The following is a 13,444-nucleotide window of genomic DNA, read 5'->3' as shown; positions in this document are numbered from 1 at the left end:
AACTGACGCGCACGAACGGCGGGTGCCCCTCGATCATCGAGGCTTAGATCACCGGCAAGCGGTCACGCCATTCGGACAGCTCCGCAGGATGAGCCGAGATGTAGTGCCGGAGCCAGGCGGCATAGTGGTCCGGCGCGGCCAGAACCGCAGCGGACAGCGCCTCCAGCGAAATCCAGCGCACGGCCTGGACTTCTTGGGGATTGAGCGCGGGCTTCGCGCTGGTCCGGCCAAAATAGATATGCGGGATCTCGTTCTCGACCATGTCATTGTCGAGATGCGCCACGTAGCGGCTCTTGAAACCGAAGGTCAGCGGCACCCTGAGTCCGACCTCCTCTTCCAGCCGGCGCGCCGCAGCAGCAGCCGTCACCTCCCCAGGTCGCGGATGCCCGCAGCAGGAATTCGCCCACTTCCCGGCCGAGTGGTACTTCCCCTCAGCCCTTTGCTGGATGAGGCATTCGCCCTGCGGATTGAACACGAAAATCGAAAACGCGCGGTGCAGCAGGCCGTCCTGATGGATGCGCCACTTGTCGCCGTCGCTCAGCCGCAGGTCGTTTTCGTCGACCAGGATGACCTGTTCAAATTCGTCGCTCACGCCGCCCGCCTCCAGCTCACGAGGTAAGACGACCGGGGCTGAGGGTCAAATTCCGGGCGTGTGATCGTCAGGACTACTCGACGGTCCAGCCGCGCGGCGTGCGCCGGGCCTGCAGGGTTACCGTGCGCGCATTGACACGTACCGGCACCGGGGCCGGGCGCCTGACCGCGAAATAGCGCAGCGCCAGCGCCGAGGCGGCGAGCAGAAGACCCGCAAGCGCCGTCATCATTGCGACAAGGCTGGCGAGGAACAACACCACTGCGCCGACCATCAACTGAATGAAGAAACCAAGGCCGGCACGAAGTGACGCCAGCAAGCCTGACATACGGGGCGGTGGAAGGGTCTGGTCCATGGAGCCTCACGATCAGCGATCAAGATGGCCGCATGATGGCAGGGCGTCAACGCGTTGCATGCGCCGCGCGTATCACTTTTCCGCAATGATCATTCCTGGCGCACCAGCAAGCCGCGCTCTGCCCGGATACGGGCATAGGCAGCTGTGATCGCGGCCGCCTTGGAATGGGCGGCATCCTCGAACTCGCGCGGCGCGCCCATCTGGATGATCCGGTCCGGGTGATGGTCGGCCATCAGGCGGCGATACGCTGTGCGGATATCGGGAAAATCCGCGTCATGGGCGACGCCAAGGATATGATAGGGATCGTCGCGCTCCGGCCCGAGATGGCTGGCACGGATGCGCCGGAAGGTGGCCTGGTCAAAGCCGAACGCCTCGGAAACGGTGCGCAGGTAGGTCATTTCCGCCTCGGTGACCACGCCGTCGGCGCCCGCGATCTGGAACAGGCCGTCCAGCACGCCTTCGAGCAGGCAAGGCCGGTCGCGGTAGCGCCGTCCGATGCGGCGGGCGTAGGCTTCGTATCCGCGCACCGTCTGGCGCGCGAGTGCGAACACACGTCGCACATTCTCGGCCTCTTCGGGCGGCGCCCGGAACACGCGGGCGAAGGCCATGATCTCGCTGTCGCTGACCAGGCCGTCGGCCGCCGCCATCTTGGCACCCAGTCCGACCACCGCTGCGGTGAAACCGACATCGTTCTGGTCAGGCGCACACCCGTCTGCGCCGGCACTGTCAATGTCGGGAACTGGTCCAGTGTCGAACAGGCGCCGGCCTGAATTGAGGAGGGTGGTCCAGAGACTCATGGTCCTGCTACCTATAGCAGGTTGAAACGGCATTTGGACAGCGCTCGTTGCTCACAGGGCCGTGAACCCCGGCTCAACTGACTGTGAAGCCCGGGATCCTAGCCGTTGCGCGCGGCCAGCATCGCCTTCAGCGACTGTATCTCGCTGTGCATTTCCCGCATCATCTTCATCATCTCGGCCCGGTTCGTCTCGGCCTCTTCGAGATCATCCTCGACCTGCTCGAGCGTATCTTCGAGCGCCGTATCGCGCTCGTGGATCTCCTCGAGCGCCGCCTTCTGTTCGTTGGTCAGCGCTTCGACAACCAGGGCGATGAACAGGTTCAGGATGGCAAAGCTGCCGATGAAGATGAAGACAATGAAGAAGACCCAGGCATAGGGATGGCCGTCATCGGTGACGGCGCCGAGGATTTCCGACCAGCCATCCATGGTCATCAGCTGGAACAGGGTGAGCGCCGAATCCGGCAGCGCGCCAAACATGTCGTGCACTTCGGCGTTGACCGTGTTGCCATACATGTTGGTGGCCATCACGGCCCCGACATAGATGACGAGGATGATGACCGCGAGGATCGCGCCCATCCCGGGGATCGACTTCAGCAGCGCTTCGGTGATGCGTTTCATCATCGGCACGAAGCGCAGGAGCCGGAGAACCCTCAGCACCCGGAGCGCCCGCAGCACCGTAAAGGCCGACGCCCCAGGGATCAGCGAAACGCCGACCACCGTGAAGTCGAACACGCTCCAGCCTTCCTTGAAGAACTGCCAGCGATAGACATAAAGCTTCAGCGCGATCTCCGCGACGAACAGCCAGGTGATGGCGTTGTCGAGAAATTCGAGCAGCGTCACAACGTCCGGCGAGAACGAGGCGCGGTAGGTCAGCAGGCCGAGGACGATGGCGTTGACGATGATCAGCGTCGTGATCGTGGTGCGGATCACGGGGCGCTCGAGGAAGGCCTCAATCGCCGAATTGCTTGTTTCAAAATCCAGTGTTGCACGCGCCATTCAAGCGGTCCCCTGTTGCAATCCCATTTTGACGCGCGGTGTTTGCCCTGAGCCGCCGCGCCTGCCAACCCGCCTTCTGGCGGCCAGCGATTACACGCGGATCACTCGGCCGACGTGGTCGTGTCCGAGACGATACGCCAGTTGCCGTCGATCTTGCGCAGCACCAGCGTGTAGAGCCCGGACGGCGCATCCACGGCCCGCGTCAGCTGCCAGTGTCCATGCGCGATGGCCGCATCCGGCGACAGGACGATGATCTCGTGGTCGCCTGTCTCGAGCGTGCCCATCAGGCCCGGCGTCGAATAGGTGGTCTTGTAGCGGGCGACCGTCTGGTCATAGCCGCGCGTGACAGTCCCCCCCGAGGCGAAGCGCAGATCGGGCGACTGCCAGTAGCCTTGCATGAAACCGTCGATATCGCCCTTGTTCCAGGCCACATCCTGGGCTTCCAGCAGGGCGGTGATAGCCGCGGTTTCGCTCGCCTTCTCCTTGTCCGTCAGCGCAGCGGGCGCGGTGGCGCAGGCCGCAACGAACAGGAAAGCGGCGCCGGCAAGAATGGAACGGACCATGCGCGGGTAACTCCTTCAGGCTGTTGCAGTCAGGCAGAACCTGAAACGGGCCGGCGCACAAGGCGTCGCCCGGCGGCAAGCCGGCCTAGTTGGTGACTTTTTCCGGACCTTCGGCGGGCGCCTCGTCGGCATACGCGCCGTCATCCTCGACGATTTCACCGGAAAGCGGCTCGGTCTCGTCCTCGGGCAGGTCAATCTCGACGTCATCCGGCGGCACGTCATTGGCGGCCTTGCGGCCAAAGCCGAACAGGTTGCGCTTCTCGCGCGGCGCCTCGTCCGCCTCTTCGGTCTCGCCGGCCGGCTCAGGTTCGGGCTTCGGCGCGCGCCGGCGGCCAAGCGGGCTATCGCGGTCAGCCTGCCGGTCGTAATGCATGTTGTAATACTCCCACGCAGTGTGGGTCAGCGGCTTCGGCGTCAGTTCAAGACCGTACATGCGCAGCCGTTCGACCACCTCATCGCGCAGGTGCATGCCCGGGAACGCTTCGGCCTTGAAGCCGTGGGCTTTCATCCAGTCCCGCACATCCCAGCTGCGCACCCGGCCGATCTCGGCCGGCAGGGCGCCGTGATGCACTTCCCAGAAATAGAGGGCCGCAATCCCGTTGATGGCCGCATCCATCGCGTCGTCCAGCACGTTGCCCGGCGCATTGCCTTGCGCGAGCTGTGCGCGCAGCGACAGCTTGCGGGCCTCCAGTTCCTGATAGGTGACGCCAATCACGGCGATGCCGTTGCGGTTGGCATTGATCAGCGCCCGGTTGACACCGTCGAGCTGGGGATGGCTAATCGGCAGCAGCACGTCCGGACCGACGGCCGGATTACCTGCGACCTGCGACAGCTCGCTGACCATCCGCTGCAGGTTGATGCGCATCTCGTGGCTGATGCCTTCCAGCGCAGACTGGCGCCCGGCGCGCGCGTCCTCGCGCATCCGCCAGAGGTGCCAGGAAACGAGCGTCATCAGCGCGACCAGGAGGCCGAGGCCACCGGTCAGGAAGGTATAGAATTGTGCTTCGCTCATTCTGAGATCCCCCGAGGCCTGCCGAGGCAAGCAAGGTACGCGCCAGTTCAGGGACGCACCCGCAACTCTTAGCCGTCGAGGGCACGGCCTGCAATCACCCGCAACTTATCAAGAAATTCAGGATCGCGGGCATCCGGCGCCGTGATGAGCGCAAAATCGAGGCAGGATTCAATGCCTTGCGGCGAGGGCGTACGCGGCGTTCCGTTAAGGGTACCGGCCAGCTCGACAATCGCGCGGCGCGCGAGCGCGCTGTTCTGGTGCATGACTTCGAGCACGTTGGTTACAGTCACGGCCTCGGTCTCGGCGCGCCAGCAGTCATAGTCGGTGACCATCGCCAGCGTCGCATAGGGCAGCTCGGCTTCCCGGGCGAGCTTGGCTTCCGGCATGTTGGTCATCCCGATCACGTCGCAGCCCCATTGACGGTACAGCCTCGACTCCGCGAGGGAAGAGAATTGCGGGCCTTCCATTGCGAGATAGGTGCCGCTCCGGTGCACCTTGCCGCCTGCGGCTGCGACCGCATCGCCGGCGAGCGCCGACAGACGGGCGCAAACCGGCTGCGCCATCGAGACATGCCCCACCATGCCCACGCCGAAGAAAGTCTTCTCGCGCGCGAAGGTGCGGTCGATGAACTGGTCCACGGCCACGAAATCACCCGGCGCGTACTTTTCCTGCAGCGACCCGCAGGCCGAAATCGAGAGGATGTCGGTGCAGCCCGCCGCCTTCAGCGCCGCGATATTCGCGCGGTAGGGCACGTCGGTCGGCGTGATCCTGTGTCCCTGCCCGTGCCGCGGCAGGAACACGAACTTCACGTCCCCGATGCGCCCGCGCACCAGTTTGCCGGACGGCTCGCCCCAGGCGGTGCGCCCGTCGACGCTTTCCCGGTCCTGCATCCCGTCGAGGTCATACAGGCCGGAGCCGCCGATGATGCCGATCGTCCATAGGGTCATGGATCAGTCCTTTGAACAGTTTGCGCATCCCGAAAGGTGGCGGAGAAAGCGGGTTGTGTGTGGTCAATTCCACGTCATCTGCAGGCGAATAACCGAAGCCCGCATAGAATTCCACGAGTCGGGACTGGTCAGCGCGCACCGCCAGTTGAGCCCCCTCTGCGCCGGTCTCGCGCCCATGGGCTTCCAGCGCCTCCAGGATGACCGCGCCGAGCCCATGCTTCTGGTATGCCGGCAGCACGCCGATACGCTTCACTTCCATCCAGCGCCCCTGCCCGCCCGGCCCCGGTACGGCAACCCAGCGGCCAGACCCGATGGCCTCTTCGCCCCGCATGAGTACTACCCCGCCGCCTTTTGCGATTTGGGCTGAAACCGTTTCCGGCGTCTCGCGGAAAACGGTCGACTCCGGCGACACGCGTCCGGTCCAGATCTGCCGTGTCAGCGCCTCAACGAGAAAGCCATCCGCCGGGCTTGCCCTGCGGATGGCTGTTTCGGTCTTCAGGCTGGAGGCCAGAGCCTAGTGCTCCACTTTCCGCCAGATGCGCTTGTAGGAGAACCACAGCAGGATCGCGAGGATGCCGAGATACACCATGGTGGCGAGGCCGACTTCCTTGCGGGCCTGCAGCTTCGGATCCCCGGCCCAGGCCAGGAATTGCGCCACGTCGTGGGCCATCTGCTCGACCGTTGCCTCGGTGCCGTCGGTGTACTCCACCCGGCCCGGCGTCAGTTGCGGACCCATGGCGAGGAAACCGCCCGGCGGCGCATGACGCGGATCGCCAAGATAGTTCGGCTTGGTGTCACCCGCCATGAAGGGGTTGTAGTACTGGCCAGCCGGCTGGATCAGGTAGGCAGGTCCGTGATGCGGCATGTCTTCGCCGAGCTTCTCGAACTTCGCCATGTCGATGACGGTCTGATAGACTGTCTCGCCGTTCTCCTCGAGGATCCGGTCTTCGTACATCTCGAAGTCCGGATAGCCCGTCAGAAGGCTGTAGACGTAGGACGCGCCGCCATGGCGGGCCTTCGTGATCACCGACAGGTCCGGCGGCAGGGCGCCGCCATTCGCCGCGCGAGCCGCTGCGGCGTTCGGGAACGGCGAGCGGAAATGGTCCGCAGGCGTCGCCGGGCGCAGGTCGTATTCGCCCGCATCGTTCGGTGTCGGGCTGACGATCTCGTTCTCAGCAGCGAGGGCCTTCACGAACGGGTTGTCATTCGGGTTCGGATAGGCAGGATCGTAGAACGGGCCGCCCTTTTCACCGAGGTTGCGGTAGCTCAGCAGCTTCATCGAGTGGCAACTGGAGCAAACCTGCTTGTAGACGGCGTAGCCGCGCTGGACCGAGGCCAGGTCGTACTCGCCCGTCGCGCCTTCGAACGGCCAGCCGCCCTCCGGCTCGTGCGGGTGTTTGGCGCCGCCAGCAGCATGGGCGAGGCCCGCGAAGGCGAGTCCTGCGAGACTGATGGCGAGGATGCGGAAGGTTTTCATCGAGTCTGTCCTCTCCAGTCTCATTCGGCCGGAACTGACTGCGGCTTGTGGGCCCGCAGCACGGATTTGTGGATCGACTCCGGCAGCGGCTTGGTCTTCTCGCCGAGGCCGATGAAGAACAGCATGATGAAGTAGCCGAAGTACATGAAGGTCAGGATCAGCGACAGATGCCGGAACTGGAACGTCGGCGCCGGCACGGCTTCAAGGCTGGGTGCTGCCGTGGCGGGCAGGCTTTCCATGAAGGCGCGGGCTGCTTCATAGGCCTCATCGCCGCCCTTGTAGGTCGACGTCGCGAGCGCGCCGTCGGCCGTGTAGCTGACCACGAGGCTCGGTTCGCCCTGAAGCGATTTGATCACCGCATCATCCGGGTTGGCTGCGCCGCACCAGCCGAGCAGGAAGCAGACCGCGACAAACCCGAGGAAGAACTGGCGGGCCACCGGGCGGTAGCGCATCGACTTGACCTTCGACGTGTCGAGCCAGGGCAGCACGAACAGGATGGCGATGGCAGCGAACATGAAGATCACGCCGAGCAGCTTCGCATCGATCGGACCGAGGTCGAACGTGATCGCACGCAGGATCGCGTAGAACGGCAACATGTACCACTCGGGCACGATGTGGGCCGGCGTCACCAGCGGGTTGGCCTCGATCGACTGGTCCGCGTGGCCCAGCGCGTTCGGCGCATAGAACACGAAATAGGCGAAGAGGATCAGGAACACCGCAATCGCGAACCCGTCCTTCACCGTGTAGTACGGATGGAAAGGCACGGTGTCTTTCTGGACGTCCTGGACTTCCACGCCGGTCGGGTTGTTGTTGCCCGGCACGTGAAGCGCCCAGATGTGCAGGATGACGACCGCCGCGATCATGAACGGCAGCAGGTAGTGCAGCGAGAAGAAGCGCTGGAGCGTCTGGTTGCCGATCGACGGACCGCCGAGCAGCCAGGTCTGCAGGCTCTCACCGACCAGCGGGATCGCACCGAACAGCGAGGTGATCACGTTGGCGCCGTGATAGGACATCTGGCCCCAGGGCAGCATGTAACCGAGGAAGGCGGTGGCGATCATCAGCAGGAAGATCACGCAGCCGAGGATCCAGAGCACTTCGCGCGGGGCCTTGTATGATCCGTAGTAGAGGCCGCGGAACATGTGGATGTAGACGGCGAAGAAGAACATCGAGGCGCCGTTGGCGTGGATGTTGCGCAGCAGCCAGCCGTAAGGAACGTCGCGCATGATGCGCTCGACCGACGCGAAGGCGCCGTCGACGCTCGCCTCGTAGTGCATGGCCAGGATGACGCCGGTGATGATCTGGACGGCAAGGCAGACGGCGAGGATGCCGCCGAACACGTACCAGTAGTTCAGGTTCTTCGGCGTCGGGAAATTGATCGCCGTGTCATTGGCAAACCGGATGATCGGCAGGCGCTTGTCGAGCCAGCGCTCGAACGCCGAATTCGGGGTGTAGGAGGATTCATGTCCGCTCATTTAAAGGTGTCCTTCTCAGAGGGAGATGTTGACGACCGAGTCAGAGACCCAGCGATAATCGGGAACGGGCAGGTTCTTCGGCGCCGGACCTTTGCGGATACGGCCCGAGGTGTCGTAGTGCGAACCGTGGCACGGGCAGAACCAGCCGCCGAAGTCGCCGGTGTTGCCCTGCGACGGGCCGACCGGCACGCAGCCGAGGTGGGTGCAGGAGCCGGACGTGATCAGCATCGTGCGGTTCAGCGAGCCGTCCGCCTTCGGGCGAAGGCGCGAATCGTCGGTCGCCGGGTCACGCAGGGTCGAGATGTTGACCGATTCGGCAGAGGCGATTTCGGCCTCGGTGCGGTGGCGGATGAAGAACGGCTTTCCGCCGATCAGGACGCGGATCTCGCCGCCGAGCGGCACCTTCGAGACATCCACCTCCAGCGAGGAAGCGGCCTTCGTGTCGGCGGCAGGGTTCCACTGGTCGATCGCGGCCCAGGCGAACATGCCGGCCCCGCCCAGCGCAACAGCGCCCGTCGCGATATGAATGAAGTTGCGGCGGTCGTCGTCGACCGTTTCGGTATGAGTGGTCTCAGCGGTCACGCGTGACTCCGTTCCCTGATGTCGAGGCGAATTGCGCCTGTCCTTACTAAAGCTGGCTTGCCCGCACATTGCGGCAAGTAGGCGCGGGCGCGGCTCGCCGGCACGCACCTCAGCCCCTTGCGCCAGCGCGTTAGCGCGCCCCGGCGACTGTGACAACAGGCCTCTTGCGAGACCGCGGGGCCCGGGTCCAGTGTCAGGCGATGACAAAGACCTCAAAAACCGCTGCGCTTGCCGATCATCAGGCCCGGGCGAGCGCCTGGTTCAAGGCGCTCCAGGACGACATCTGCCGGCGCTTCGAGGCCCTCGAAGACGCGGCCGCGCCGCCGCTTTACAAGGGACCGGCCGGTCGATTCGAGCTGACGGACTGGGTCCGCGGCGACGGCAGCGAAGACCTGGGCGGCGGCCGGATGGGCCTCATGCGCGGCAAGGTCTTCGAAAAGGTCGGCGTACATTTTTCGCTGGTCCGCGGCACGTTCTCCGAAGCCTTCGCGGCGCAGATTCCCGGCGCCGACAAGTCGGACGGAAAGTTCTGGGCCAGCGGCATTTCCCTCATCGCCCACCCGCGCAATCCGCGCGTGCCGGCCGCGCACATGAACACGCGCATGCTGGTGACCAGTGATTCGTGGTTCGGCGGCGGCGGCGACCTCAATCCCCTGCTCGCCTACCAGCGGAACCAGGAATTTGCCGATACGGTGGACTTCCACGCCGCCATGAAGGCCGCTTGCGACACGCATCCGGGCGTCGACCATGCCGACTTGAAAGCGCATTGCGAGACGTACTTCCACCTCGAGCATCGCAACGAACCCCGCGGCACGGGCGGGATATTCTACGACCGGTTCAACTCCGGCGACTGGGAGCAGGATTTTGCCTTCACGCAGGAAGTCGGCCGCCAGTTTGCCGGCATTTACCCGGCGCTGGTTGCGCGGCGCATGAACGAGCCCTGGAGCGAAGCCCAGCGCGAGGAACAGCTCATCCAGCGTGGCCGGTATGTCGAGTTCAACCTGCTTTACGACCGCGGCACGACCTTCGGCCTGAAGACCGGCGGCAATGTCGAGAGCATCCTTTCGAGCATGCCTCCGGTCGTGAAATGGCCGTGAAAAGCAATCCATAACTACTCCACACCGGCGTGTGGATAGTCCAAACCGTTTTCTCGCCCGGGACGGTCCTCCAGCGCCTTGGAACCGTTCGAAAATTTTCCCAAATTCCGGTCACTGCAGCGCGATTGACCTGCCCGTCGGGCGGCGCAGCTTTCGATCGGCCGTCAAAAGGCTTATCTTCAGGCGATGGGGACGACATGGCGATCGGTGGACTGGCCGGGCGCGGCTTTGGTCACGGCAGGCACGCTCGGTGCCTTGCTGGCAGGGCATGCCTTGAGCCCGGGTGGGGCTGACCCATGGTATGCCGGCCTGCGCAAGGCGCCGCTGAACCCGCCCGACATCGCCTTTGCGATCATCTGGCCGCTGCTGTTTGCGCTGATGCTGGCGGGTGCGCTGATGGTCCTGCACGAAGCGGGCAGTTTCAAGCGCGCGAGCGCGGCCATGGGTCTTTACTTCACCATGCTGGCGGCCAACGTGTGCTGGAGCCTGTTCTTTTTCGGGTTCCGCGATCCTGCCGTCGCCCTTGGGGTGCTCGCCGCGCTCTGGCTGCTGGTGGCAACGATGATGCTGCGTTTTGCGATTCACTCGCCGCGCGCAGCGCTGCTGCAGGTGCCTTACCTCGTCTGGGTAACGTTCGCCGGCTATCTCAACGCCGCCATCTGGATATTCAATCCCGCGCCCTGAGCCGGTCCAGCAGCGCGCGCCGGGTCAGGCTGAAGCCTGATGCGATCCAAGCTTCCTCAAGCGCGCCGAGGGCGGCGCCGATGGCAGGCCCTGCAAGTCCGGCCGCCAGCGCGTCACTGCCGCCGACCGGGAATTTCGGCCGGGACCAGACGGCCGTCTCGACGGCGAGCGCTGTCAGGTCGCCGCCCGCACCGCCGGCCGCTTCGATCGCCGCCCGGTCGAGGACGGCCGCAGGCCCGAACCTGTAGAGCGCCTCGCGCAGGTGCGCGCTCCCCGCCCCCAGGACATGCGGCAAGGCCGGGTCAGCCCAGCCAGCCAGCCGGGCCGCTTCGTCATTCGAGAATTTCAGCCGCGCGGACACGTCGCCGGCTTCCCGAAGCCGGCGCGGCAGCATCGCCATCAGGCGGCGAAGCGCATCGGGCTGGAGTCCAGCGCCGGACTCGGCAGACACGAGGCCGGAAAGCAGCGCCGGGCTGGCACCCGGCAGGACGGCGCCCAGGACACCGGATTCTTCCATGGCCAGAACGGCCTCGGACGGGTCCGGCGCTGTCAGCAGGCGCTTCAGTTCTTTCCAGATCCGCTCGGCCGCAATCCGTTCAAGCCCGGCGCACTGGCGCGCGCACGCGGCCTGCCCCTCGGCGTCGATGCCGGCGCCGTACCAGGCATTGAACCGGTAGAAGCGCAGGATGCGCAAGTAGTCCTCGCGCAGGCGCTGGTCTGCCTCGCCGATGAAGATGACCCGGCCCGCAACCGCATCGTCCACCGAACCCGGGATCACTTCGATGACCCGGCCATCCGCGCCGGCATAGATGGCGTTCAGCCGGAAATCGCGCCGCCCGGCATCCTCCGACCAGTCTTCGGTGAAGGCGACCACCGCGCGGCGGCCATCGGTTTCCACATCGCGGCGCAGGGTGGTGATCTCGACCGGCACGCCGTCATGCACGGCGGTGATGGTGCCGTGTTCGATGCCGGTCGGGATGGCCCGCACGCCGCCGGCTTCCAGCGCCTTGAGGATTTCGGGCGGGGTCAGCTGCGAGGCAATGTCCACGTCGTCCGCAGGCAAGCCGCGCAGGGCATTTCGCACGCAGCCGCCGACGAAGCGCGATCCGCCCTGCCGCGCCGTCTCAAGCGCGCCCATGACCGCGCGGGTCGACGGCGCCTTCAGCCAGGCCGCGCGCAGCGTCTCAGGTGGGGGCATCGGCGGGCGGCGTCTGGTGCGGTCGCGGGATGCCGACATCTTCCGGCCGGTGCTCGCAAGGATAGGTGCGCGCAGGCACAACGACGCCGTTCTCGACCCGTGCCGGCTCGGTGCACATGCCCCGGTCGCGCGGCTCGAGCGCGATCATCACGAACCAGGCAAGCGTGGCGAGACCGATGCCGATGGCGAACAGCAACTGGACGGGCCATTTGCGCGCGCCGGCTTCCTCGGCCGATTTCGTGGCGAGCACGAACAGGCCGAACACGAGGAACGGCAGCGATATGATGAAAAGTTCGATGAGCAGGCGACCGGCCACGGCAGCGCGTTCCTATTCTGGTTTCGGGCGCGTCTGGATCGGCCCCCTCTGGCCTACATAAAGGGCTGCGACGCCTTGAGGAACCCTGAATGCGGGGCGGACCGATCAGTCGCTTTCGTACAGCGTCTGGTAAAGCCGGCGGATGATGCCGGCGGTTACGCCCCAGATGCGATAGCCGTTGTGCGGCATCTCGTAATAGGTGCGGTGCTTGCCGCGATAGAAAGCCTCGCCCGTCTGGTGGTTCGCCGTGTTCATCAGGAAATCGAGCGGCGTCTCGAACACGGCGGCGACTTCGCCGGGCTCCGGCACCGGCACGAAGTCATGCGGCAGCAGTCCGACGATCGGCGTGATGCGATAGCGCGTACCCGTCACATACGGGGCGCCCTTTCCGAGCACATCGACTTCGTGCGGCGGGATGCCGACTTCCTCATGCGCCTCGCGCAGGGCGGCGGCGACTTCATCGAGGTCCAGCGGATCGACCTTGCCGCCCGGCAAAGCGACCTGTCCGGCATGATCGGCCATCGTGTTCGGCCGAAGCGTCAGCAGCGCGGTCGCCCCTTCCCGGCGCGGGATGACGCCGAACAGGACCGCCGCGGGGCGGATGATGGCAACTTCCTCCGGCGTCAGGAAATCCATGTCGCCGCCTTCCATCAGGCGCGCGTCACCGGCCGGCGGATCGAGCCGGCCGCGCACGCGTGCAATGAAGTCTTCGAGACCGGAATACGCCATGGTGCCCTTCAGGACGCCGGGCCGAGGGCGAAGAAATCGCCCCGGCTCCACACGCCGAGACGGTCCGTACCATCTGGCGCGGGCACGGCAAGGTCCACCAGCTCGTAGAAAACCGGCCGCGTCAGCTTGGCCTCGAGGCGCCCTCGCACGTTCACGTACGGCGCCGGTTCGCCGGTGCCGGCGTCGAACGCGATGTGCAGCGGCGCGTCCGGTCCGGCGGTCGTCACATAGTCGAGATTGGTGGTGAAGGTGAGCGACTGGTCAGGGCCCGGCTCACCGGTCCGGTCCACCCGAACGGCAAGGAACGGTGCGTCTTCGACCTTCACGATCACTTTCTCGTAGGGCGTGACGAGGTAGGTCACGCCGTCTTCATCCTTGCGCAGGATGCGGGAGAACAGTTTCACCATGCGCGCGCGGGTGATCGGCCGGCCCTCATGCCACCAGCTGCCATCGGCGCGGATTTCCATGCCGATGTCGGTGCATTTTTCCGGGTTCCACTTGTCCACAGGCGGCAGCGGACCCGCAAACTTGCCTTCCGGCAGGATGGCCTTAAGCGTGTCTTCGAGGCCGAAACTGCTGCCGGGGCTGGATGTCACATCTATCTCCGCCAAAATCACGCCTTACAAATAGG

General features: G+C 65.2%; 17 protein-coding genes. 2 read left to right on the top strand and 15 right to left on the bottom strand.

The features are described 5' to 3' along the window. Window positions 1-43: 43 nt before the first annotated feature. From idi to petA, 11 genes are all read right to left on the bottom strand, one after another. Window positions 44-592 (bottom strand): isopentenyl-diphosphate Delta-isomerase, encoded by a 549-nt coding sequence (gene idi, locus IPK75_07840; protein MBK8198266.1) that lies wholly within the window; start codon window positions 590-592, stop codon window positions 44-46. A gap of 73 nt (window positions 593-665) precedes the next feature. Beyond that, on the bottom strand, window positions 666-863 hold the full coding sequence (locus IPK75_07835; GenBank protein ID MBK8198265.1) for a hypothetical protein: 198 nt from the start codon (window positions 861-863) through the stop codon (window positions 666-668). A 170-nt stretch (window positions 864-1,033) separates the two neighbouring features. Continuing rightward, complete coding sequence (locus tag IPK75_07830; GenBank protein MBK8198264.1) at window positions 1,034-1,741, bottom strand: TerB family tellurite resistance protein; 708 nt, start codon at window positions 1,739-1,741, stop codon at window positions 1,034-1,036. Window positions 1,742-1,839: 98 nt separating this feature from the next. Continuing rightward, window positions 1,840-2,736, bottom strand: coding sequence for an ion transporter (locus tag IPK75_07825; GenBank protein ID MBK8198263.1), 897 nt, complete (start codon window positions 2,734-2,736; stop codon window positions 1,840-1,842). Between the two features lie 101 nt (window positions 2,737-2,837). Beyond that, window positions 2,838-3,299 (bottom strand): nuclear transport factor 2 family protein, encoded by a 462-nt coding sequence (locus tag IPK75_07820; protein MBK8198262.1) that lies wholly within the window; start codon window positions 3,297-3,299, stop codon window positions 2,838-2,840. Between the two features lie 85 nt (window positions 3,300-3,384). Beyond that, on the bottom strand, window positions 3,385-4,311 hold the full coding sequence (locus IPK75_07815; protein MBK8198261.1) for a hypothetical protein: 927 nt from the start codon (window positions 4,309-4,311) through the stop codon (window positions 3,385-3,387). A 68-nt stretch (window positions 4,312-4,379) separates the two neighbouring features. Continuing rightward, a complete protein-coding gene (mtnP, locus tag IPK75_07810) occupies window positions 4,380-5,258 on the bottom strand; it encodes an S-methyl-5'-thioadenosine phosphorylase (GenBank protein ID MBK8198260.1) in 879 nt (292 codons plus the stop codon). Further along, entirely contained in the window at window positions 5,212-5,670 is a 459-nt protein-coding gene (locus tag IPK75_07805) for a GNAT family N-acetyltransferase (GenBank protein MBK8198259.1), read from the bottom strand. The genes mtnP and IPK75_07805 overlap by 47 nt, the downstream gene beginning before the upstream one ends. A 102-nt stretch (window positions 5,671-5,772) precedes the next feature. After that, a complete protein-coding gene (locus IPK75_07800) occupies window positions 5,773-6,735 on the bottom strand; it encodes a cytochrome c1 (GenBank protein MBK8198258.1) in 963 nt (320 codons plus the stop codon). A 20-nt stretch (window positions 6,736-6,755) separates the two neighbouring features. Then, a complete protein-coding gene (locus tag IPK75_07795) occupies window positions 6,756-8,207 on the bottom strand; it encodes a cytochrome b N-terminal domain-containing protein (protein ID MBK8198257.1) in 1,452 nt (483 codons plus the stop codon). A gap of 15 nt (window positions 8,208-8,222) precedes the next feature. Then, window positions 8,223-8,858 carry a ubiquinol-cytochrome c reductase iron-sulfur subunit gene (gene petA, locus IPK75_07790; GenBank protein MBK8198256.1) on the bottom strand — a complete coding sequence of 212 codons (636 nt, stop codon included), beginning with the start codon at window positions 8,856-8,858 and terminating at the stop codon, window positions 8,223-8,225. A gap of 131 nt (window positions 8,859-8,989) precedes the next feature. Between petA and hemF the strand changes: the two genes are divergently transcribed. Continuing rightward, window positions 8,990-9,886 (top strand): oxygen-dependent coproporphyrinogen oxidase, encoded by an 897-nt coding sequence (gene hemF, locus IPK75_07785; GenBank protein MBK8198255.1) that lies wholly within the window; start codon window positions 8,990-8,992, stop codon window positions 9,884-9,886. 186 nt (window positions 9,887-10,072) lie between these two features. Further along, the gene (locus IPK75_07780; protein ID MBK8198254.1) at window positions 10,073-10,570 is read left to right on the top strand and encodes a tryptophan-rich sensory protein; all 498 of its coding nucleotides are present in this window, start codon (window positions 10,073-10,075) and stop codon (window positions 10,568-10,570) included. Here IPK75_07780 and IPK75_07775 read toward each other — a convergent pair. From IPK75_07775 to IPK75_07760, 4 genes are all read right to left on the bottom strand, one after another. After that, on the bottom strand, window positions 10,554-11,708 hold the full coding sequence (locus tag IPK75_07775; GenBank protein MBK8198253.1) for a CCA tRNA nucleotidyltransferase: 1,155 nt from the start codon (window positions 11,706-11,708) through the stop codon (window positions 10,554-10,556). The genes IPK75_07780 and IPK75_07775 overlap by 17 nt on opposite strands. A 46-nt stretch (window positions 11,709-11,754) precedes the next feature. Beyond that, window positions 11,755-12,084 carry a hypothetical protein gene (locus IPK75_07770; protein MBK8198252.1) on the bottom strand — a complete coding sequence of 110 codons (330 nt, stop codon included), beginning with the start codon at window positions 12,082-12,084 and terminating at the stop codon, window positions 11,755-11,757. A gap of 105 nt (window positions 12,085-12,189) precedes the next feature. After that, complete coding sequence (locus IPK75_07765) at window positions 12,190-12,813, bottom strand: CoA pyrophosphatase (protein MBK8198251.1); 624 nt, start codon at window positions 12,811-12,813, stop codon at window positions 12,190-12,192. An 8-nt stretch (window positions 12,814-12,821) separates the two neighbouring features. After that, complete coding sequence (locus tag IPK75_07760) at window positions 12,822-13,409, bottom strand: DUF1285 domain-containing protein (GenBank protein ID MBK8198250.1); 588 nt, start codon at window positions 13,407-13,409, stop codon at window positions 12,822-12,824. Window positions 13,410-13,444 lie beyond the last annotated feature (35 nt).

This window comes from Acidobacteriota bacterium (assembly GCA_016712445.1).
Taxonomy (GTDB): Bacteria; Pseudomonadota; Alphaproteobacteria; order Caulobacterales; family Hyphomonadaceae; genus Hyphomonas.
Note: the sequence above shows the minus strand (reverse complement) of the source record. Positions and strands in the feature narration are given on the sequence as shown.

Coding starts and splice junctions, on each gene's coding strand:
- IPK75_07765 (MBK8198251.1), bottom strand. CDS start 12,813: ATGGCGTATTCCGGTCTCGAAGACTTCATTGCACGCGTGCGCGGCCGG.
- IPK75_07815 (MBK8198261.1), bottom strand. CDS start 4,311: ATGAGCGAAGCACAATTCTATACCTTCCTGACCGGTGGCCTCGGCCTC.
- IPK75_07800 (MBK8198258.1), bottom strand. CDS start 6,735: ATGAAAACCTTCCGCATCCTCGCCATCAGTCTCGCAGGACTCGCCTTC.
- IPK75_07820 (MBK8198262.1), bottom strand. CDS start 3,299: ATGGTCCGTTCCATTCTTGCCGGCGCCGCTTTCCTGTTCGTTGCGGCC.
- petA (MBK8198256.1), bottom strand. CDS start 8,858: ATGTGCGGGCAAGCCAGCTTTAGTAAGGACAGGCGCAATTCGCCTCGA.
- IPK75_07825 (MBK8198263.1), bottom strand. CDS start 2,736: ATGGCGCGTGCAACACTGGATTTTGAAACAAGCAATTCGGCGATTGAG.
- IPK75_07775 (MBK8198253.1), bottom strand. CDS start 11,708: ATGGGCGCGCTTGAGACGGCGCGGCAGGGCGGATCGCGCTTCGTCGGC.
- IPK75_07780 (MBK8198254.1), top strand. CDS start 10,073: ATGGGGACGACATGGCGATCGGTGGACTGGCCGGGCGCGGCTTTGGTC.
- IPK75_07835 (MBK8198265.1), bottom strand. CDS start 863: ATGGTCGGCGCAGTGGTGTTGTTCCTCGCCAGCCTTGTCGCAATGATG.
- hemF (MBK8198255.1), top strand. CDS start 8,990: ATGACAAAGACCTCAAAAACCGCTGCGCTTGCCGATCATCAGGCCCGG.
- IPK75_07795 (MBK8198257.1), bottom strand. CDS start 8,207: ATGAGCGGACATGAATCCTCCTACACCCCGAATTCGGCGTTCGAGCGC.
- mtnP (MBK8198260.1), bottom strand. CDS start 5,258: ATGACCCTATGGACGATCGGCATCATCGGCGGCTCCGGCCTGTATGAC.
- IPK75_07830 (MBK8198264.1), bottom strand. CDS start 1,741: ATGAGTCTCTGGACCACCCTCCTCAATTCAGGCCGGCGCCTGTTCGAC.